The 21,182-nt window shown below is 63.9% G+C and carries 19 protein-coding genes and 1 pseudogene; 16 read left to right on the top strand and 4 right to left on the bottom strand.

The features are described 5' to 3' along the window. Positions 1 to 73: 73 nt before the first annotated feature. From LL253_RS19235 to LL253_RS19210, 6 genes and pseudogenes are all read left to right on the top strand, one after another. Positions 74 to 724: pseudogene (locus LL253_RS19235) on the top strand (TraB/VirB10 family protein); the annotation flags it as partial. A gap of 32 nt (positions 725 to 756) precedes the next feature. Continuing rightward, positions 757 to 1,389 (top strand): TraV family lipoprotein, encoded by a 633-nt coding sequence (locus LL253_RS19230; protein WP_228228163.1) that lies wholly within the window; start codon positions 757 to 759, stop codon positions 1,387 to 1,389. Beyond that, complete coding sequence (locus LL253_RS19225; protein ID WP_228228162.1) at positions 1,386 to 3,905, top strand: TraC family protein; 2,520 nt, start codon at positions 1,386 to 1,388, stop codon at positions 3,903 to 3,905. Before LL253_RS19230 ends, LL253_RS19225 begins: the two co-directional genes overlap by 4 nt. Then, a complete protein-coding gene (locus LL253_RS19220) occupies positions 3,905 to 4,234 on the top strand; it encodes a hypothetical protein (protein ID WP_009823922.1) in 330 nt (109 codons plus the stop codon). Before LL253_RS19225 ends, LL253_RS19220 begins: the two co-directional genes overlap by 1 nt. Further along, on the top strand, positions 4,231 to 4,467 hold the full coding sequence (locus LL253_RS19215; protein WP_228228161.1) for a hypothetical protein: 237 nt from the start codon (positions 4,231 to 4,233) through the stop codon (positions 4,465 to 4,467). The genes LL253_RS19220 and LL253_RS19215 overlap by 4 nt, the downstream gene beginning before the upstream one ends. Beyond that, positions 4,457 to 5,092: a conjugal transfer protein TraW gene (locus tag LL253_RS19210; protein ID WP_228228160.1), complete on the top strand. Its 636-nt coding sequence runs from the start codon at positions 4,457 to 4,459 to the stop codon at positions 5,090 to 5,092. Before LL253_RS19215 ends, LL253_RS19210 begins: the two co-directional genes overlap by 11 nt. Before the next feature lie 29 nt (positions 5,093 to 5,121). Here LL253_RS19210 and LL253_RS19205 read toward each other — a convergent pair whose 3' ends face one another. Together LL253_RS19205 and LL253_RS19200 are read right to left on the bottom strand one after the other, a co-directional pair. Next, positions 5,122 to 5,517 (bottom strand): GNAT family N-acetyltransferase, encoded by a 396-nt coding sequence (locus LL253_RS19205; RefSeq protein WP_266101090.1) that lies wholly within the window; start codon positions 5,515 to 5,517, stop codon positions 5,122 to 5,124. Positions 5,518 to 5,673: 156 nt separating this feature from the next. After that, a complete protein-coding gene (locus LL253_RS19200) occupies positions 5,674 to 6,036 on the bottom strand; it encodes a type II toxin-antitoxin system TacA family antitoxin (protein ID WP_456115078.1) in 363 nt (120 codons plus the stop codon). Positions 6,037 to 6,096: 60 nt separating this feature from the next. On the opposite strand from LL253_RS19200, the gene LL253_RS19195 reads away from it, so the two are divergent. From LL253_RS19195 to LL253_RS19155, 9 genes are all read left to right on the top strand, one after another. After that, entirely contained in the window at positions 6,097 to 7,071 is a 975-nt protein-coding gene (locus tag LL253_RS19195; protein WP_009823927.1) for a TraU family protein, read from the top strand. Between the two features lie 367 nt (positions 7,072 to 7,438). Beyond that, on the top strand, positions 7,439 to 9,385 hold the full coding sequence (locus LL253_RS19190) for a hypothetical protein (RefSeq protein ID WP_228228159.1): 1,947 nt from the start codon (positions 7,439 to 7,441) through the stop codon (positions 9,383 to 9,385). After that, positions 9,382 to 10,470, top strand: a complete 1,089-nt coding sequence (gene traN, locus LL253_RS19185; protein ID WP_050763070.1) for a conjugal transfer protein TraN — start codon at positions 9,382 to 9,384, stop codon at positions 10,468 to 10,470. The genes LL253_RS19190 and traN overlap by 4 nt, the downstream gene beginning before the upstream one ends. Continuing rightward, positions 10,442 to 11,260, top strand: coding sequence for a type-F conjugative transfer system pilin assembly protein TrbC (locus LL253_RS19180; RefSeq protein WP_228228158.1), 819 nt, complete (start codon positions 10,442 to 10,444; stop codon positions 11,258 to 11,260). Before traN ends, LL253_RS19180 begins: the two co-directional genes overlap by 29 nt. 16 nt (positions 11,261 to 11,276) lie before the next feature. Further along, positions 11,277 to 11,831, top strand: a complete 555-nt coding sequence (locus LL253_RS19175; RefSeq protein ID WP_228228157.1) for a S26 family signal peptidase — start codon at positions 11,277 to 11,279, stop codon at positions 11,829 to 11,831. Between the two features lie 29 nt (positions 11,832 to 11,860). Continuing rightward, complete coding sequence (locus LL253_RS19170; protein ID WP_228228164.1) at positions 11,861 to 12,673, top strand: conjugal transfer protein TraF; 813 nt, start codon at positions 11,861 to 11,863, stop codon at positions 12,671 to 12,673. Then, positions 12,670 to 13,263: a hypothetical protein gene (locus LL253_RS19165; protein WP_228228156.1), complete on the top strand. Its 594-nt coding sequence runs from the start codon at positions 12,670 to 12,672 to the stop codon at positions 13,261 to 13,263. Before LL253_RS19170 ends, LL253_RS19165 begins: the two co-directional genes overlap by 4 nt. A 315-nt stretch (positions 13,264 to 13,578) precedes the next feature. Further along, on the top strand, positions 13,579 to 15,003 hold the full coding sequence (locus LL253_RS19160) for a conjugal transfer protein TraH (RefSeq protein ID WP_228228155.1): 1,425 nt from the start codon (positions 13,579 to 13,581) through the stop codon (positions 15,001 to 15,003). Positions 15,004 to 15,014: 11 nt separating this feature from the next. After that, positions 15,015 to 18,731 carry a conjugal transfer protein TraG N-terminal domain-containing protein gene (locus LL253_RS19155; RefSeq protein ID WP_228228154.1) on the top strand — a complete coding sequence of 1,239 codons (3,717 nt, stop codon included), beginning with the start codon at positions 15,015 to 15,017 and terminating at the stop codon, positions 18,729 to 18,731. On the opposite strand, the gene LL253_RS19150 is transcribed toward LL253_RS19155, so the two are convergent. Beyond that, positions 18,715 to 19,140, bottom strand: coding sequence for a hypothetical protein (locus LL253_RS19150; protein ID WP_009823936.1), 426 nt, complete (start codon positions 19,138 to 19,140; stop codon positions 18,715 to 18,717). The genes LL253_RS19155 and LL253_RS19150 overlap by 17 nt on opposite strands. A gap of 304 nt (positions 19,141 to 19,444) precedes the next feature. Between LL253_RS19150 and LL253_RS19145 the strand changes: the two genes are divergently transcribed. After that, positions 19,445 to 19,642, top strand: coding sequence for a helix-turn-helix transcriptional regulator (locus LL253_RS19145; RefSeq protein ID WP_009823937.1), 198 nt, complete (start codon positions 19,445 to 19,447; stop codon positions 19,640 to 19,642). On the opposite strand, the gene LL253_RS19140 is transcribed toward LL253_RS19145, so the two are convergent. After that, the gene (locus tag LL253_RS19140; RefSeq protein WP_228228153.1) at positions 19,627 to 20,913 is read right to left on the bottom strand and encodes a tyrosine-type recombinase/integrase; all 1,287 of its coding nucleotides are present in this window, start codon (positions 20,911 to 20,913) and stop codon (positions 19,627 to 19,629) included. The genes LL253_RS19145 and LL253_RS19140 overlap by 16 nt on opposite strands. Positions 20,914 to 21,182 lie beyond the last annotated feature (269 nt).

Raw genomic sequence — 21,182 nt, 5'->3', positions numbered from 1 at the left:
CGGTCCGTTCCTTTCCCTTCTCAAGCACCGGCATCATACCCGCTGCCGGGGAAAAGGGGCGGGCCATCCTATAAAGACCCGGACGATCTATTTGCCGCCTGGTTTCATGAAGGCGCGGCTGCTGACCGGGATCGACGCGCTGGCGAGCCGAGACGCGACCTCGAACCCGGAGCCTCTGATCGCTCGCGTCCAGGCGCCCGCCGTTCTGCCCAATGACGTCAAGGCGAACCTTTCTGGCTGCTTCGTCATCGGTAACGCGACCGGCAGCCTCGCCAAGGAGCGGGTCGAGGTCCAGCTCGTCTCCCTTTCGTGCGTCGACTTTGACGAGCGCTCCGTGGTCGATCAGCCGATCAAGGGCTTCTTCGTCGACACTGACGGGAAGAAGGGGCTGTCGGGCCGGGTCGTCACCCGCGCCGGCGCCGCGCTCGCCCGCAGTTTCATTGCCGGCACGATTTCAGGCATGAGCCAGAGCGTCGAGAACACCTTTGGCGACACCTCGGTCTCCCCGCTCGGCACCGTCCGGTCCCTCGATGCGGGCGATGCGGCCAAGTCCGGCATTGCCGGCGGTCTCTCCAAATCCTCCGACAAGCTCACCGACTTCTATCTCGATCTCGCCCGCCAGGCCGGTCCCATCGTCGAGGTAGGCGCCGCCAAGGATGTGGTCGTGGTGATCCAGGAGGGCGTCGCCCTCGAAATCAAGCCGACAGCGGGAAGCAAATTCTGATGCGTCCGCGCCTCACACAAGGAGACACGCCCATGCCGCTCCTCTCGTTCCCGTCAGCCTCATCCTTGCGCCGCGCAGGCGCCCCGCTGCTGATGCTCGCCTCCCTTCCCGCCTGCACCGCGATCGGGTCGGTCATGTCGCCCTACCCGGAAAAATTCAGCTGCAAGAATAGCGACCATGGCCAGTGCATCCACCCCGAGCGCGCCTATGAGGATGCGGTCGCCGGCGCCGCCTCCCGGTCCGATCCCAAGGTCACGAACGACCGCAAGATGATGAAGGGCAGCGCCACCGCAGCGCCCGCACCGGCAGGACGCGCCAGGAGCAAGGCTGCCACGCCTTACCTTGGCTATCGCGACAGCGTCTATCGCGAGCTTCAGGGGCTGGTCGAGGCGCCGGTGACGCCCATGCTGCGTTCCGGCCGCACGATCCGCACGCTGATTCTCCCCTATGCCGACCGGGAGCGGCCCGACCGTCTCTATATGCCGCGCTATGTCTATTCGATCCTCGACAAGCCCCAATGGGTAGTCGACGACTATCTGGTGAGCCCCGTCAATCCGGCGACCCGCGTGCCCGTTCTCGAGCAGGTCAAATCCAAGCCCGCGCCGATGGAGACGAGCGACCTTCCCGCGCCGCCGCGGGAACAGCCACAGGAATCTGGCCAATGAGGGCGCCCGGCACCCGCCATGGCGGCGGCATGACCTTCGAGCGACTGCGCCAGAGCGTCTCGCGCGATGCCTATTCCGACTTTCTGCCAATGGTCGCCTGGGTCGAGGAGGAGGACGCCTTCCTCTGCATCGACGATGGCTGGGGCCAGGCCTGGGAACTCGTGCCCAGCGCCTATCTTTTCGCCCATGTCCATCAGGCGCTGCTCGGCCTCCTCAATATCCACTTCGCACCGGGCACCGTCGTCCAGCTCCACTGCTTTGCCGACCCGCTGATCGACGATGCGCTCGACGCTTTCCTCGATCTCAAATCCCGGCCCGATCCGCTGATCCAGGCCTCGGCGCGCCGGACCCGCGACTATCTGCGCGAAGGAACGCAGGGCCTCGATGCGCTCCATGGCATTCCGCTGCGCAATTTCCGGCTGCTCCTCTCGATCAAGACGAGAAAGCCGCTTGGGGCCGACCTGCGGCGCCAGATCGAAGAGCAGCTTTCCAAGCTCGGCATCGCCCGCCTCGCCCCCGAAGCCCTGGTCACCTTCTATCGCCGCATTTTCAACGGCGTGTTCTCTGCTGCACCGGGGGTTTTCGCCCAAGACAGCGAGGACATGCCCGCGCGCCCCGTGCGCAAGCAGTTGATCGATGCCGGCCCGGATCTCGTCTTCGATGGTCCCGAACTGTTCCTCGGCGATCAAGTCGCCCGCTGCCTGACGCCGAAATCGCCAGCCCGGCGCGTCACCGCCGAGCGCTGCAACCGGCTGCTCGGCGGCATGCGCGGTGCATCGGAGGACAGCGACCAGATTGGCGGCCCCTTCCTCTATACCCTCAACATCCTGTTCGATCATTCAAGCTTCGAAATCCACAAGCGCGCGCAGATCCTCTCCGCGCAAAAGGCTGCGGGCAGTTTCGCGGTCGAAGTGGGCAAGCAGATCGAGGAGATAGGCTGGGTCCTCGACGAGGCGGGGAACAGCCGCTTCGTCTCGGTGATCCCGGTCATCTGGGTCTTCGGCCGCGACAGCGCGCAGGCGCGCGAAATGGCGGCGCGGGCCAAGCGCCTATGGGAAAGCGAGCCGCTCCCCTGGATGATGCAGGAGGAAAGCTATCTCAATCCCGTGCTGCTGCCGATGGCCCTGCCCTTCGGCTTCTATCCCGACCGCAGGACGGTGCGGATGCTGGAACGCGACCTGCCAATGCCCGCCAAGGCGGCGGCGCTGCTGGCGCCGGTCCAGACCGATTTTCGCGGCGGCGGCCGTCCTGCCCTGCTCTATGCTGGGCGGAAGGGCCAGCTCATCACGCTCGACCTCTTCGATCCCCGCATCAACAATTATAATTTCATTGTCTCGGCCGAGAGCGGCGCGGGAAAGAGTTTCCTCCTCAACAATCTCTGCCAGCAATATTATGCGCAAGGCGCGCTCATCCGCATCATCGATATCGGCGGGAGCTACGCCAAGCTCTGCACGCTTTGCTCGGGCCGCTACATCGACATTGGCGAGGAGCATCTCGTCCTTAACCCCTTCGACATGGGCTTCGCGCTCGATGGCGACGATCGCCAGTCGGCCATCTCCATGGCGGTCGCAATCGTCGCGGAAATGGCCCATGCCGCGACCCGCAAGGGTGTCAGCACCTCGGAATGGAACCTGCTCAAGTCCGCGGTCCAGTGGACGATCGACAGCGGAAGGGCCGAGGCCGGGATCGATGCAGTGCGCGACTGGCTCGGCGCCTATCCCGCTTATGCGACGAGTGATCTCGACAAGGTCGATCATTTGATCCCCGCCGCCCGCGAACTCGCCTTCAACCTGCGTGATTTCGCCAGTTCGGGCGCTTATGGCCATTATTTCAACGGCCCCTCGACCTTCGACATTTCCGCTGACGAGTTTGTCGTACTCGAGCTTGAGCGCCTCAAAGCCATGCCCGATCTTTTCAATGTGATCGTGATGGTGGTGGTGAACGCGGTCACCCAGGAACTCTATCTTTCCGCGCGCGACCGGCCCCGCTTTGTCCTGTGCGATGAGGCCGCCCAGTTCATGACCCGCACCGACGGGCAGGACTTGTCCCGCCTCGCCGAGGTGTTCGGCCAGGGCTACCGGCGCGCGCGCAAATATCAGGGCAGCTTCGGCGTCGTCCTCCAGTCGATGAACGACCTGCTGCTGTTCGGAGGAATCGGACAGGTGATCCTCGAAAATGCCGCCACGCGCTTCCTGCTCCAGGGATCGACCTATGATCGGGCGGTCGAGAACAATATCCTTGATTATTCGGGCTTCGTCCTCGATCTCCTGAAGTCGGTCCGCAACAACAAGCCCCATTATTCGGAAGTCTTCATCGACTCGCCGCTGGGTCTGGGCATCGCCCGCCTCGTGGTCGATCCCTTCTCCTACTGGATCAACACCAGCGCGCCGCAGGAGGTGGCGGCGTTCGAGGCGCGGCTGCGTAGCGGAAGATCGCCGCTCGAGGCGATCTGCGATCTGGCGGGCGTCGACGCAACCGAAGTCCTCGGGTCCGCAGCCAACGGGGAGGCGCTGTGATGAGCAAGCCCTCCATCGACCAGAACCAGCCCCGGTTCGAGTTTGAACCCGACCCCGCGCTCGAAGCATTCATCGAGCGGCGCGCCGCCGCCAAGGCCGAAGCGCAGGCACTCTACTGGCGCTTCCGCCTGATCACGATCGAGACGATGATGCTGGGGCTGCTCGTCGGCGCGGCTGGTCTCGCGCTCCACCAGCCGCCCTTCCTCGTCTTCCGCGCCGCCGTTATGGTCGCCGCCGGCTGCTTTGCCAGCGGCATCCTCCTCATCGGCCTCACCGGCGCGATCGACAAGGGGATCATGCGCCTGCGTGCCTGGTGGCGGGCAAGATGAGAGGCATCCTTGACCCCGCACCCGCGCCAGGACCGATCCGCCTGCTGGTCGGAACGCAGCTCATGCTTCTCGTCCAGACCATGCTGGTGTTCGACGCGGCGGACGGCCTTCCGGCCAGCCTCAAGGCCTATCTGCTCGCGTGCGGCGTCCTTGGCGCCAGCGCGCTCATTTGCGCCATCCGCGGCGAGAGCGGGGAAGGCGAACCCTGGTGGAAGCGACCCCATGACCACTGAGCCGCGCTATCCTCACCGCGCCCGCCATGCGCTGATCGGCGCGCTGATGCTCGCTCTTGCCTGCCATGAGCCGGGGTTGGCCGCGACCTCCACGATCGGCCGAACCTGGCCGATCGCCGAGCCCGACGCCATGGCAGAGATCGAGGCCCGCGCCGCCAGGGCGCCCAGCCTTGCCTCGCGGCTCGGCCCGCGCTCGACCTGGTCGGCGCTCCAGGCGGCACCATTGGGGCAGACCAGGGTGGACCGCGTCCGCAGCCTCGTCCCCTTCTATACGGTGGAGGAGGATATCCGCCTGCCCGATGGACGGCTGCTTTACCCCAAGGGCTTCACCTTCAACCCGCTCGACTATGTGTCGCTGCCCCAGCGCCTCGTCATCGTCCACCCGCGCGATCTGGGCTGGGCTTTGAAGCAGGCGCGCTTTACCGATTTCATCTTGCTGACTGCCGGCGATGCGCTCGACCTTTCCGAACGCAGCGGACGGCCGCTCTTCATTTTGGAGGAACGGGTCAAGGAACGGCTCGGGCTGACCGTCGCGCCGGTGATCGTCGCCCAGCAGGGCAAAAAGCTCGTGCTTACCGAATATGCTCTCAACAGCCGCCTCGCGCCCAAAGGAGCGGCAAGATGACCCCCTTGAACGAAGCGCTCAGCGATAGGCTACGGAATGTCCAACAGGGCGTGAATTCGCGCGACAGGAAGGTGAAGCCGCAGCGGTATGTCGGGCAAGGGTTGGAACCCGTACCGCATGTAGAGTTGCCTGCGCTTCTCGACCTTCGCCGGGTCACCACAGTCAAGAATATCGAGCAGCACGACCGCGATGCCGACGTCCCTGGAGGCGCGGCCAATTCTTTTGAGCGCATCTGCGAGCAAAAGGCTTCCAAGGCCCTTCCCCTGATGTCGGGCGTCGATAGCGATCATCGATATAAAAGCTGCCGGTATCTGACCATGGCCCGGCCTGCTACGCGTGAAGGATGCGGGCAGATGCCCATAATCGACGCTGTGTGCATTGAGGGTGTAGAAGCCGATCAGTTCCCCGTTCGGCGACAAGAGCATGAAGGCCCGGACATTATCCGCCCGCGCCAGTTTGCCCGCCGTCTTGCGCAGATAATTATCGACCTGTTCGATGCCGGACGCAAAAATAGCGCGATCATGCCGCGCAGGATCGAGCGGCTCGATCACCATTCCCTTTTCAACCACGAAAGTGCGCTCTTACCGGCTTTCGATCATCTGGTCGTGACGCGCAAAGGCATCCCGCAAAGCCTCCAAGGGTGGGACAGGATTTTCAAGCGCGTTGAGGATCGCATCATAATCCTTTCGGCTCACGATCGTCCGCTCATGGGTCTGAATGGTTTCCAGCGCCGCTTTATAGGCCGCGTTCATTACGAAAGCGGAGTCATCCACTCCGCACCAGGCGGCGGCCTGCTGGATCGCCTGCTTGATATGAGGCTTGGTCCGAAAATTCATGCGGACCGTGCTGCGTTCGTTGACCGCAGCTGCTACGTCCTCAAACGCTTGCATCGCCAAAACCTCGTCATTCCTGCCTATCGCAACATGTACGCCTTTAAGGCGCACATTTCAAGTTGGATCAAAGGACTTTCTCGACGCCGGGCGAGGCTGATCCTGTCGTTGGCTATGCTGTCCTTGGCTTCCATTGGATCGACGCCGGCCCATGCCTCCAAATGCGAGGCGGGGACGATCTTCAATCCGATCACCAAGGTACGGTGGAACTGCATCTTCCCGATCACCATCGGCGGCGTGCGCGTCGGCACTTTCGACAAGCTCGACAAGGAGCTCGATGCCCAGTCCGCCTCCAAGCCGCTTTGCGCCTGCCGCAAGGGCGCGACTTTCTGGTTCGGGGTGAAGGTGAGCTTCTGGTCGCCCAACCGGATGATCGACGTGGTTACCGAGCCCGGCTGCATGATGGCCGTTGGCGCCGATCTGCTGCCGACTGGCGGTCGGCTCCAGGGCAGCCAGTCGTCGATCGCCGACGGCACCAACAGCCAGAAGCTGTTCGCGCAGATGCACTATTACATCTCGCCGGTCTGGAAGATGCTCGACATGTTCACCGACCTCCCCTGTACGCAAGATGACGGGTTCGACGTCGCCATGATCACCGAAGTGCTGCCGACCTGGCAGTCCGGGACATTGGGCGCGATCATCCAGCCCGAGGCCATTCTCTTCGGCAATCCCGCCGCCGGTCTTGCCTGCATGGCCGATAGCGCCGCGGCGGCCGCTGGCAAGGTCATAGACCCGCTCTTCTGGTGCATGGGAAGCTGGGGCGCCACCTATCCGGTCGCGGGCGACATCCATTTTGGCGACAGCGTCGAGGCCTGGGCGGGCCTTGCTGCCAGAGGCACGTTCATGATGGGGCGCCTGGGTGCGCTCACCATCAGTTCTGCCGACGGCTGCTCCTTCAAGGCCCAGCCGATCTGGACCAAGAGCCGCTACAAGCTCCAGATCATGGAGCCGGTCAAGGGCGGCAAGTGCGTCAATATCGGACGTCCCGGCGCGCTCTGGTCCTCGGGCAAACATGCGCCCGGCAAAGACAATGCCCAGTTCATGTCCTTTGAAAAGGTGATCTGCTGCGCAGGGGTCTCGGCCCCATGAGCAAGTTGCCTCCCCCAAGCCCCGCAGCGACCCGGCTCCCTGCCCGGTCTGCCCGCCAAGGCCATGTTGGCCCCGCCGGACGCTGCGCGGGCGGAGCGGCGCCGGCGCCATCCGGCGCCGCTCCTTTCCTGGGTTTTTCTCCTGCGGCTTTGGAACCGCGGGAGAAGAAGGTCGGCACGGCCGGATATACCCCCGGCGAGCGAGGCTACCCCCCTCTGCCTGAAGCCCCGTTCGCTTCGGCCGTGCTGACCATAATGAATGTACGGGCCGCGTTTCGCTGTCTGTCGGCCTCCCCCGACATCGCCGAACAATGCCCGTTCTTCCGCCTCCGCAGAATCGCATCTGCGGACGCTAAGGAGACTGAGGCATGAAGCGGCGGCTCTCCACCAGCGTCGCCGGCCTCTCCTTGCTGTTCGCCGCGACCACACAGGCGCAAACGACCGGCGCGCAGGACATGGATGCACGGGCGCGGGCCGCCGCAGCGGCATCGCGCGCCAAATCATCGGACAGCGAGGCGATTACCAGCAATTTTCTGACGCCGGGCCTTGCCAACCAGCCGGTAAGCACGGTCGACAACAGCCGCAGCTTCACGCCCAATCTCGCCTGCCAGCAGAGCGCCACCATGCTCGAACTGCTTGTGCAACCCGGCGCCACCGGCGACATCTCCCATCTTGCGATCGCGCAGGACAAGGATCTGGATGGCCATTTCGATTCCAACCTGACCGTGCCGGTCCCGGTCTCGGGCATTTGCGCCAATGGCGTCATTGCCTGCGATCCGGGGAGCTGGAACGATTGCCGGTCCTTCCAATGGGACGTCGCCTCGTCTGGCGACCTCAAGCTCACGCAAGTCGATCTGCCCGCGCTTTCCGGCTGCTATTGCGTCAATGCCAGCTGCGGCGCGAACCTCGTCGCGGGCAACCTGCCCTCGGTGCTCAAGGACCTGGGCGGCGGGGTCGTCGGCGCGCTAACGAGCGCAGATCCCCGGATCGGCGTCGCGCAGGCGAGCATCGAGGGACCGGTCATCCGCTATACAGGCGCGCAGACCACCGCCTGTACAAATTCGCCGCAGGTCTTGGCCACCACCTATCGCGCTAATCCGACCGCGATCAGCGGCGACGCGTCTTCGGCCTCGCAGGCGAGTTCGGTGTTCACCGCGCTCGCCGACTCGCCGGCCGGCAATGGCAAGGCGGAGGAGACACGCAGCTGCACGATCGAGCGCGAGATCACCGTCAAGGCATGGGATTTTGAAGATATCGTCGCGGCCAGCGGCGCGATCACGTCGACCAGCAGTTGCGGCACCGGGTGCCTCCGCTTCGAAATCCGGGGCGCGGGCAGTTGCGGCAGCAGCCCGCCCGTCTATGCGATGACCTTCACGCCGCTCGTTCCCGCACGTATCCGCTCGGCGCGGATCGTCGAGATGGGCGCGGACGACTGGGTCCAAGGCCGGATCAACGGACAGGTCGTGGGATATGCCGGAAAGCGGCCCTGGACCGGCGACGCCCTGCCCTCGGGCGACTGCCGCATCAGCGATGATCCCTGGTACAACCGCAATCCGATCGACTTCACCGCGCAGTTGCAGGCCGGCGCCACCATAGTCGGCGCGCGCGTGCGCGGCGGGGGCGGCGGCAATTGGGGCTATGTGACCGTAGAGATCCAGGTCGATACCAACTGCGAGGTCTCCGAGCGGCTGGTGGATCTGTGCGCAGGCTATGCGGGCGACACCGCCTGCCGCCTCACCCAGGAGGATGTCGATGGCGTCGAGACGGTCCGCAACGGCGTCAATACCGGGCTCAAGCCCCTGCCTCAGACCAGGCTGTTCGGCACGGGACGATGCACCTACCAATATAGCCGCGACTTTTTCCTGCGAACCCGGCGCTACGCCTGCCTGATCGACACATCGGGAACCACGCAGCCCGATCTTTCACGCGCCGCCTATATCATCGATCATTCGACCGAGACGCTACTCGCCGATCAGACGCGTCGCGCTGATGGCTCGCTCAGCCAGACCACCCGTGCCTTCGCCCTGCCCGATCGCCCCACGGTCGCGGCCTGCGAATCGGTCTGCAAGACCCGCGCGCCCAGCGCCAATAGCGGCGTCGCCCCGGCCGGGACCGTTGCGCAGAAGCAGAATGTGCCAGTAGGCTGGGACAGCTTCTATCACGCCTGCACCAGCGACAATGTCTGTCCGCTGGGCCCGGGCGAGGTAATTGTCTCGAACTGCGGCTGCCTCGATGATTTTCCCGAGGCGGTCGTCATGATGCAGACCGTGCGGCTCGCCGGTTCCGATCTGGCCTGCACGGCGGCCAGCCGATGATCCGCCGCCTTGCCATCGCCTGCGCTATAGCGCCCCTCTCCCTTATAGCTTTGGCGTCCCCGGCTCATGCCGCCCAGCTTTGCGCCGCAGACCTCAACGGCAATGGCGATGCCGCCGACGCGGGCGAAATGGCGCAGTGCCTGGCGACCGCCGATGGCGGCTCGCTCTGTCCGATCGGCAAGGTCGATTGCGTGGGGGATAGCAGCGGCGCCTATGGCTGCCCTTTGGGCGCGGCCCATGCCTGCCTCACCCCGGCCGGCGGCGCTGTGCCCGCCTGCTCTCCCCATAGCTGCATCGATACGAGCGTTACCCCGATCGAAACCGAAGAGCTGGTCGATGATCCGGGCGCGCCCGCCGACGGGCCGGTCGACGCCGAGGGCAATTGCCTTGGCGCCATCGAGATTTTCGGTGGACGCGCGCTGCGCTGTCGCCCGCCCGGCGCCAGCAACACGTTCCAAAATTGTTGCAGGGACAAGGGGAAGATCGTGAAGGACGGGATGGGCGGCTCGCTCTCCTCCATCACGACCAAGATCGCGATCGCCAAGGGCGTCTTCACCGGCATGAAAGCGGCCTATACCGCCTTTAAAGCCGGTGCGACCGCGAGCGAGGCGGCGAGCGCGGGCGCCAACGCGATCATCGTCGGCATCGATCCCGCCTCGATCGCGATCAGCCTCGCCGTCAACTATATGATCGAACTGCTGCTCCAGGGCTGTGACCAACAGGATATGGAGACCGGCATGCTGCGGGGCTCGGACATGTGCCATGAGGTCGGCAGCTATTGCGCATCGAGCATCCTGGGCGTCTGCATCCAGAAGGCGATCGGCCATTGCTGCTTCAACACGAAGCTTGGCCGGATCATCCAGGAACAGGGCCGGCCCCAGCTCGCGGCCTTCAATGACCTTGGCTGGGGCACGCCCAAACATCCCTATTGCCGCGGCTTTTCAGCAGAAGAGTTCCAGGCGCTCGATTTCAGCCGGATGGATCTCTCCGAATACTATGGCGACATCGAGGCCCGCGCCCAATCCGACATCCAGATCGACATGAAGGACAAGGTCGATGACTATCTGCGCACCATCACGCCCTGACCGGCGGCAACGGCTCAGCCCCGTGCTGCTGCTCGCCTTCGCCTCGATTGGCGTTGCCAGCCCGGCAAGCGCGACCGAGCCGCCGACGCCGACAAACGCACAGGCGGGTCCAACGTCCATCCCCGTTCCGGGCGAAGCGATACGCAGGCGGGCCTTCGACGCGCTCGGGCGGCGGGGCCGTTTCCCCGGGATCGAAGCCCGGGCAAAAGCGGACAAAGCAGCCGCGACCGAGCGCCTGGCAGCAGAGCATGACTCCATGCAGGCCCGGCTCTACCAGGCGCTCGGTCTCGCTATACCCGATGATCCGGCAACGCCAGAGCCTCGTCCCACCCCCGCGAACAAGGCCTGGGTGCCGCTAATCTTCGCCTCCTCCTCCATGCCGATTTCCACTCTGCGCAATTATGCCGCGCAGCTTGAAAAGGCGGGCGGTGTCATCGCCTTTCGCGGCGTGCCCGGCGGCCTCTCCCGCATCGGCCCGATGGCGAGACTGAGCGCTCGGATATTGCGGCTTGATCCGGGATGCGAGGGACCGGCCTGCGCCATGCGCAATGTCCAGCTCGTCGTCGACCCGATCCTGTTCCGCCAGCATGGCGTTGCCCGCGTGCCCGCCTTCGCGATGGTGCCGGGCGATCCCACCCTTCCCTATTGTGAGCGTGACGAGGAGAGCGGCCCCCGTGCGAGCCACATCGTCTATGGCGATGCCGCCCTGTCGGGACTGATGGAAGAATATGCCCGCCTCGGTGGTAAGGAGGAGGTCAGCGATGCTGCGTCTCGCCTGTCTCGCCGCTAGGGCCGCCTGGCCTCGCATGAAGGCGCTCCCCGCCGACGCCGCCTTGGCGCTGGGCGGCGCGGTCGGGGATCAGCCGGCCGATAGTCGGCGCTTCTGGACGATGCTTGCGCTGATCCTGCCCGTCGCCTCGCTCACCTGGTTTGGCCTTTCCAAGGTGACGCTGGTGATGAGCCCGTCGATCGACGCCTGGGCGGTCACGCCTGTACCCGGGACGATCGCCAGGGGCGACCTCGTGCAGTTCATGCTGTCCCATCCAGTCGCTGGCCCGAGGCCCGTCAGCGTCACCAAACGCGCCCTCTGCCTGCCCGGCGAGCGGCTCCGCGAAATCGAGCGCACTGCGGTCGACGGCAAGCCGCGGAAGCGTAGCTGGTATTATTGCGGGCGCAGCTTCCTTGGCGCCACCCGTCCCTTCGGCCGCAACGGACAGGCGCTTGGCGCTCTCCATTGGGGCGATCGGCCGATCCCGCCGGGCTATATCTATGTCGGCTCCGATCATGCCGGCGGCTTTGACAGCCGCTATTTCGGGCCGGTGCGCATCAAGCGCCTGACCCGCATGGAGCGCATCCTGTGAGGGCGCGCATCCTTGCGACGTCGCTGACCATGCTGCTGTCTATCCCGGCGGTCGCGCAGGAGACCTCCGCGCGACGAGGATATTGGTGGTACGTCCCCAAGCCTGATCCCGCTGAGCCCGGCGAAGCCGAAGTCTCGACGCCCGTCATCCCGCCCATGGCCGAGCTTGCCAAATGGTCGCCGCCGCGGATCGCCAAACTCATCGTCGAGCAGCGCGATTATGCCGCGACTGTGCTGACGGTCGAGGCGGTGTCGGATTTCTGGCGGCTGCAGGATTTTGCCCGCCGCAAGGCCCGCGCCTTTGCCGGCGTCACGCAGCTCGCCATGCTCGTCCATCCTGAACTCAGCGCCAAATCCGCCAATCCCATGGTCGGCAACGCGCGTGATGCCCTGGGTGCGGAGAAGGACGCCGTTCGTCGCTCCTACCTCCGCTCGCGGGGGAGCGAGTTCGCGCTCGTCATGTTCTCGCGCGCCTCCTGCGGCTATTGCCGGGTGCAATGGCCGATCATCCAGCGTTTCCAGGAGGAGACGGGCTGGCAGGTGATGCGGCAGGATCTCGACCAAAAGCCGGAACTGGGCACCCGCTTCGGGGTCGAGGTGACCCCCACCACCATGGTCATCCGCCGCCATTCGAGCCAGCGCATGGTGATCGCCAATGGCGTCGAGGCCTTCCCGACGCTGATCCAGACCGCCTACCAGGCGGTCAAGCTCCTCTCCGGCGATATCCGGCCCGAACAATTCCTGACCGGCGCGGGCGAAGAGAATGGCTTCTTCGATGCGCTGGCCAATGGGCCGGTGGCGGCGGGTGATCCCGCCATAGGCGCGACGGGCGCGCGGCCATGAAGATAGCGGCGATCATCACGATCTTCGCCGTTCTCCCGATGCTGGTGCTGGCCCCAATCTACGCTGCAGCAGCCGAGCCGGATCGTGACATCGCCGCACGCGCCGCCATCCATCCCGTCACAACCCAGGCGGAATTGCAGGCCTGGCTCGCCCGGGTTCCGCAAACCCGCGACTATCCTCCAGACTTCGCCGCGACGTTGAGGGGCCAAGGCGCGGCATTCGTGATCGAGATGAGCACCACCCCCGGCTGCGTCCCTTGCGGCGATCTCTGGTCCAGGCTGCTTGCGCTCAAGCCCCGCTACGGCCTGACCGTCCGCACAATCGGCGAACCGGAGGCCATGCTGCGATCGGGGCGCCTCAGCCTCCCCTGGATCGGCCATCCGGTCCTCTGGCTACGCCCCGTCTCCGACAGCGGCCGCACCCTGCCGATGGCGATCGGCACCGATCATGCGGTCAATATCGCGCGTAATCTCTATCTTGGCATCAAGATGCAGACCGGTGTGCGTCCAGCCGTCGGCGTGCGGGGCATGGCCAAGTTCACCGGGATCGTGGCGCCCGTTGCAAGGGTGACCAGTGGAGCGCGGCGATGACCATTCCGTTCACTCCCGCTGCGGTCGCGACATCGCCGCAAAGCCAGGAACAATCGGCCTGCCTCCGCCAACGAACAAGCCGCAACTGTCTGGGCAACATTGGCGGCCTGCTGTGGTGCCAGCAGGGCGACAGCGGAACTTTCATGCAAACATACAATAGGTTCGCGCTTGGTCTGGCGCTCCTTCATCCTCGCACATTCGTATCTCTATTCCGAATTTGCGAGGATGATCCCTCGGATTTTCCACCTCACATATCGAGAAGTCCGCGCATGGCGGGCCGGCTTCTCCTGTCCTTTCTTTACCAAGGAAACCGCCATGCGCCGCTTCATATCTAGCCCCGTCTTATCCGCGATCGCCCTTCTCTCGACGTGTGACCTCACCGCCGCGCCGGCCCATGCGCAGAGTTGGGCCGAGCATTGGTTCGACAATGTGACCTACACAAGCCCCGGCAGTTTCGAGGACCAGACCCGCGGCTATGTGACCGCAGGCGGCATGTCGGGCCGGATCGATGTTCATAGCGATTATCTGACCAGCCTCACCCTTCCCAAGGTGAAGGCGGGATGCGGCGGCATCGACATGTTTCTGGGCGGCATGTCCTTCCTCGACCCTGACTATCTCGTCCAGAAGCTCGAAAGCATCCTCCAGGCCGCGCCCGCCGTCGCCTTTCAATATCTGCTCGAGACGCTCGACGAGAAGATGGGCAACATCATCTCGAAAATGGAGGCGGCCACCAATTTTTTGAATTCCATTCAAGTCAACGACTGTCGCCTCGCCAACCGCATGGTCCAGATCGCCAAAGGTGACGACAATATGTCGGGCATCATCGAGGAGATGACCGGCTACAAGTCGGTGAAAGAAGGCTATGCCAAAAGCTATCAGCAGAGCCGCGAGAAGATCCAGGCGAACGGCAACAGCCCGACTGAGGATCTGAAGGACGCGCTCGCCAATTGCCCGGCAGAAGTGACCGACATCTTCCGCACCGGATCGCTCCTTGCCCATGCCGCCTCACGCGTCGGCGCGTCGGATTGGGCGGGCGTCATGCGCGCCCGGGTGGGCGACGTCTATATGCGCTGGGACGCGACCGACAAAGTGCCGCTCTTTGCCGCGATCCCCGCCTGCGCGGCGCAGGATACCGAATCCTCCGATGATTTCCTGAGCGGCCGGGTGATGCGCCGGGCGCTCGCCATGCCGCCGACCGCCGCCGACTGCACCCAGGATAGCGGCAGAGGTGCGCTGGCGCTCACCCGCGAGCGCATGACCGCCATCGCCGAGAAAATCCGCACCCGTGCGGCGCTGACGGCCGAGGAGCGGCAGTTCGTCGCCAATGTTCGTACTCTCCCGGTCTACCGCATGCTCGAATGGGGCGTGCGCCAGGATGTGGTGAACTCAGTGATCGGCGATACTGACGAACTGGTTGCGCTGACCCTTGCATATCAGATGCTGAACGACCTTTCGCGCAGCATTGATTTTGCCTTGTTCAATGCCGAGCGCGGCACCAATGCCGCGGGCGCCAGCGACGGGGCGAGCGCCAATATCTGCCAGACCCGCATTCTGACCAAAGGCATCGAGCAACTGCGAGACCTGCGCGAGGAGGTACTGCGCCAGCGCGCGCAGATGCGCCAATCCTATTTGGCCGCCCTGTCCCAGGCCAATCTCTCGACCGGCTATGCCGGCCTCATCCGCCAGCGCGACCGCGATGCGCGCGATGCGGCCGGCGCGGCCGCCAGCCGCAACCGCTGAGAGGGCAGTCAATGCAACGCCTTGCCCACACCCTCGCCTGCCTGACGGCGATCTCGATCACCTCCCCCGCCCTGGCGCTGGAGACGAGTTTCCACACCTATGACGGTTTTGCCGAGACGGTCGATGCGTTCCGCCTCGTCTCGATGATCTTCGCCGATCCGCGCTATGAGACGCTGGTGCTGATCGTCGCGGTAGTGGGCCTCGCTTTGGGCGCCGTGCTCGCCATGATCCGCGGCACGGGGATGGGCCTTGTCGCTTTCGGCCTCCAGATGCTGGTGGGGATCGGCCTGTTCGTCGGCCTCGTCGCCACCACCGGCACCGTCCATGTCTATGACCGCGTGCGCAATGCCTATCAGCCGGTGGGCGATGTTCCGAACCTGATCGTCCTGGTCTCTGGCGTCACCAATATGATGGAGCGGGCGCTCGCCGAGACGATCGACGACAACACGCTCAACCCCCATGCCAAGCTGGAGTTCGGCGCGGGCGGCCATGCCTTCGATCTGTTCCTCAATGCGGTAAGCCCGCGCGGTCCGATGACCGACGCCTTTCTCGATGCGACGATCAAGGATTATGTCCGCCAATGCTATCCGGTGGCGCGGGTCTCGCCCGCTTACGGGATCGACGACGACCAGCTTTTCCGCACCAGCACCGACCTCCATGCCTCGTTCGCAGCGATGGCGGGTCCGGCAACGTTCAGCACGGTCTTCACCGCTGCCGACAAGGGCGGGACGACGGTCAGCTGCAACGAGGCCTGGCAGCATATCGCGGACCGGCTCTCCGACTCGGCGGTTTTCGACGGCTATTCGGCGCAGGTTTGCCAGCGCACCGGCTATGACATCGACAAGCCCGACCAGCTCGCCCGCTGCCGCAGCAATCTCTCCGAGATGGGTGACATGATGCTGGGCACGCCGCTCACCGCCCAGGCGTTCCTCACCGATGTGCTGCTGGGAACGAGCGTCGGCGATGTTTTGTTTGAGGACAGTCCGGCGACGGCATCGCGGGTGATGGCCAACAGGGCCGTGGTCGCGGGCGGCCTGGCGACCATGTCGACCGCCAACGAATGGATGCCGACAATCCGCGCGACCGTGTTTGGGATCATGCTGTTCATGATGCCGATCGCCCTCCTGTTCATCCTCACCCCCATCAACCTGCGGGTCGCGAGCTTTGCGCTGGGGCTGTTCGTGTTCGTGGCGCTCTGGGGCGTCATCGATGCGGGCATCTATCAGCTGACGCTGGGGCGAGCGATGACGGTCCTTGCCGAGATGCGCTCCAATCACGTGGCCGCCACGACTTGGATGCTTGCCCCCTCCTCGGCCATGAAGGCGCTGGCGATCTTCGGGAGCTTCCGCACGGCAGCGGCGGGCTTGGCCGGCGCGTTCGTTTTCACCGTCTTCCGCTTTTCCGGCAATGTCTTCTCCTCCTTCACCGGCGGGTCGCTGGGCGTTCAGGCGCAGGGTTCGGCCGCTGCGACCGGGGTATCGACGTCGGAAGGGCTGGCCTCCGCGCTGGAAGCGCAGGCCTCGGCCATGGGCACAGGTGTTCGCCGTGGCGCGGCGTCGACCTTCGGGGATTTTGGCGAGCGATCAAGCTTTGGCGCCAATCGCAGCTTCGGCGCCGCGGGCGCGGTCACGGCATCCCATGGCACTGGCGCGCCCGGCGGCGCGGCGATGGGGCTTGGCGCGCTCGATGCCGCCCGCGAAATGGGCGGCCTTGCGCCCTCGCTTCATGGCCGGGACCTGGGTGACCCGGCAACGATCAGCGCGGTTCGCGCAGCGGCGGCTACTGGCGCCATCCACAATTTTGCGGAGAAGGATGCGCTGCGGACCCTCGGCACCCGCTATTTTGGCGCGGGCGAGGCCGGCGAGAAGGCGTTCGGCGCCTTCACCCAAGGCCTCGTCCAATGGCGAGCCTTCGGCGACGTCCGCGCCTATGGCATGATGATGCAGGCGGCGACGCGGCATTTTGAACGCGCCGGTTATGACACTCAGGATGCCGAACTCAAGGCAAGCGGCGTCGTGGCCGAGGCCAACGCCGATCCAACGTTCGCGAAACTGATCGCCAATAGCTTCACTCAGGAGTCGATGCTCGGCAATGATCTAACGGCAGCGCAGGTGCAGGTCGGCGCGATGGAGGGGCGGCGCGATTATGCGGGAGATAGGGTCGCACGGGTGGAGCGCGGCAATGTCGCGACCGAACAGGCCCACCGCACGGGCGGCAATGAAGGCCAGCGCAACGCCGCTGCCATGCTGGGTCTCCCCGTTGACGAGATGAGCCGCCGCATCGCCTTTATCAACGCCCTCTCCGGCGAAGCGCGCTCGTCTGCCATCACGCAGCTCTCCCGCGCCACTGGCCGCAATGAGGCGCAGGTCGCCAGGGCGCTTGAAACCTACAGGGCTGCGACAGAGCTCGGCACCGCAGACGGGGTCACTGCCGAGGCGACGCGTGAGGGCACAAGCGTCTATGGTCGGACCAGGGAGGCCGCCGGCTACGACTTTGCCGATCGATCAGGCAAGCTCGATGCCCAACGTGAGGTCGGCCATGACGGCACGCGCAGCGCTGCCCGGATCGGCGAAGAGCGGCGGCAATCGGAGAATTTCGGCTTTGCGCAAGGCGCCGAAGCGGCCGGCATGTCGACGCGCGAAGCCGCCCGGCTCGACAGCTTCATTCGGACGCTTGCCGACGCCAGCGGTAACCAACTCGATATGGCGGAAGGTGGCCCCGGTGGCATTGCCGACCGCGCGCGAAACGCTCGGATGACCAGCATCGTCGAACGTGAGCGCCTGTCGCGAATGCAGGGCCTGCTACGCGCCAACGGCATCGAGATGAGCAAGCGGCAGATCGCCATGGACCAGAATGGTGACTTCAGCCTCAACCTGACACCCGCGACCGCGGCACAGATGTGGAAGGCGGGCCTCCTCAACGAGAGCCAGCTGGGCGCGGTCGCCAATGGCGGCCATGCCCGGTTCAGCCTTGCCCACGACGACCTGCTGGTATCGAGCAGCGCCGGGTTCGAGAAATCCGCCCGCAATGACACCAGCACGCGGTTCGAGGCCGGCAAGCAGGCTGGCCCAGACACGATCGAGCATTTCATGGGCGGCGGCGCCGAAGGCCGGGTCGCCATGGCGAACTGGCTACGGGGCGGGTTCGAGATGGATCGCAAGGGCAACTGGCGTCTGAGGCCGCAGGTCGCGGATACGCTGCAGAGGGATGTGCAAGCGATCATGGCCCAGACCGGTTGGGACCGATCGATCGCCAGATCCGCACAGGACCAGAACACCTTCGGCATAGCGGTAGGGGCCGATGTCGCAGGGTCCACAGCGAGCGGATCGGAAAAGGCGAGAAAAGGTGGCAGGCACGCGCTCGGACGCGCCGCTGGTTCGTTGAGCATTTCCAGCCAGGAAAGCGGCATCACGAGCGAAACCGCCAGTTCCCAGCTCAACATTGTGAATTATGACGTCCGCCAGGCGATCGCCAATGCGGAACGTCATGCAACTCGGACAACAAATCCGGCCGCCGCCTTCACAGATCAACTAGCAAGCGAAATTCTCGGTTCAGAAGGGCTCCGAAACCGATATCTTGGGCAGGCTGATGCCGGTCGCGGCACTACAGATATCAATGCTCCGGTGACGTCGCTTGAGCAATCGTCTTTACTCCGCAACGGTCGATTTTCAACGGATATAGGCAACGGACTGTTCGACGGCGATCCGACGTTCAAGAAGCGCGATTAACATAGCCCGGATTCGTCGGGTTCAATGTACTTCCGACCCACAACGCGCCGGAGGCAGGATCGAGCGGATCGAACTCCTTCGGCATTCGCGATGGACCATATCGGCGGCGGGGCCAAAACTCATCTTCGTCGATAGCCCCTTCCTCAACTGCTGGCAATAAAGCCAGCCATCGCTTGAGGAAGCCGTAGGACAGGATCAGCGCAACGAGCGGCGGGAAAAAGATCACATTGAGATGTCCGGCGAGGGCAGAATGATAGAATTCCGCCACTGCTTCCGATCGAAGCGAGGCGAGCCTCCCCAGCCAATAGACGGGCACCGCAGCCCACCAAAGCTTCGCATGCCATGGGCGCCATAGCCAATCCCTGAGCCGAACTGATGCCTGCCCTTGATGTTGAGAATTTTCCATCATGACCAAACACTTTGCCGCCGATCTTTCAAAATCTACCACCTCTTCAAGGTCATAGATATGGGAAACAGTACCCCTGATAGGGCCATAACGTCTGCTGAATTCTCAAACAGAAAACGCACTGCCTACGACAATCCTCCTCCCTCCTTTTCTCCCAGATCGCCGTCTCTCCAAATTCTGGACCTGCTGCATGATGATTTCATACAATCGCCGTGCAATGTATTTTTCATCTGATCCATCTTGATCCTTTGCAACACGACCGGCATACTGCTCCAGCGGGCAGACCGACAAGAAAGTTGGTTTGCAAATGGACGAAAGTAAAGAGCAGTTTCTGCGACTGAGAGCCGTGATCGCGAAGACGGGCAAGCCCAAAGCGTCCATCTATCGCGACATCCATCTTGGCACCTTTCCGGCACCAGAGAAGATAGGCGCCAGAGCGGTCGCCTGGCGCCTATCGCGGATATTACGTTGGATGCAAGCGCCGAGCGCCTACCAGGACGACTGAAACCACTCCAGCGCCCTGACATTGGGCTTTGCCGGCGTCGCCTTTTCGATGGCAATCGCCGCTGAAGCCTGTTCGGCCTTGTCGAGATAGTCCGCCCACCATTCGAGCATCTGCCGACGGTGGGACAGATAGCGGGCGGCGTTGTAGACGGCGCGAACACCGCCGGGTACATGCGCCAGTTGAAGTTCGATCCAGTCAGGCTTGAACAGGCCCGTCTCGTTGAGCACGGTGCTGGCGATCGAACGGAACCCATGCACCGTCGCCTTGTCGCCAACCCCTAGCCGTTGGAGCAAGACCAGCATGCGGTTCGAACTGATGGTGTCACCCTGGTTTCCGATCACGGGGAACAGATATTGGCCGAAGCGCTCATTGCCATATTTCCCGTAGACGTTGAGCTCCTTGATCTCCCGGAGCAGCGCGACCGCCTGGGGCGGCAACGGCACCAGATGCTCGACCCGCATCTTCATGCGTTCAGCCGGAATTTGCCAAAGCGGCTCAGGTCCGCCCAGTCCCTCAAACTCACTCCATTGCGCATGCCGGGTTTCGGTGGTCCGGACCATCGTCAGGATTGTCCAACGCAAAGCAAGATGGCTGAGCCGGGAGCCCGTATCTGCGTTGAGCGCCGCATAGAAGTGCGGCAATTCCTTGATCGGTATTTTCGATCGATGCGTGACTGCGGCGCGCTTGCGCATCACCGTTCCCAAATCCCTGCAGGGGTCGGTCAACACACGGCCATCGGGAATGCCGAAGCGGAAGATCTCGCTGCAATAGGCACGCACGCGATGCGCCATTTCCGTCGCTCCGCGATCCTCGATGCATTTGAGGGCTCCCAGCATGTCACGCGGGAGAATTGACCGGACCGACAGCTTGCCGATGGTGGGAAAGATGTCGGCCTCGAGCCGGCGCTCAATCACGCCGGCGTAGCGATCAGACCATCCTGGTCGCTTGGCAACCATCCATTCGTAGGCCAGTTGGCGGAACGTGGTCCGCTCAGCCTGATCCTCATATTTGAGCTGGCGCTTGATGTTGGCCGGATCTTTCCCGGCGGAGAGAGCCGCTTTCATCTCCTCACGCCAGACCCTGGCGCGGTCGATGCTCATCAACGGATAGTCGCCTCCCGTGATGCTCTTCTGCTTATGATGGAAACGGTAGGAGAAGCACCACTCGCGTCGGCCATTGGGCAGAACGCAGATATTCAGGCCCCCACCATCGGCCTTTTTGATAGGCCGGGCGGCAGGGATGATGGATTGGATGAGGGTATCAGTCAGCACGGATCAGTCTCCTGGACGCCGTGCGCGAGACTTGAATCTTAACTTTGCACCAACAAATTTACCAACAAATCTCATGGTAACCACCTGGGCGGTTATGATCCTGTTGGAGACCATGTTACATGAGATAACAGCCTGAAAATAGGCATTTTCATGACGTCCGTTTAAGACGTTGTTGGTCTTTTTGAACCTCAGGTTGGTTGCGGGGACAGGATTTGAACCTGTGACCTTCAGGTTATGAGCCTGACGAGCTACCGGACTGCTCCACCCCG

Origin of the sequence: Sphingobium soli, from assembly GCF_020782245.1 — a bacterium.
Taxonomy (GTDB): domain Bacteria; phylum Pseudomonadota; class Alphaproteobacteria; order Sphingomonadales; family Sphingomonadaceae; genus Sphingobium; species Sphingobium soli.
The sequence above is the reverse complement of the archived record's forward strand: the minus strand, read 5'-3'. Positions and strand labels throughout refer to the sequence as shown.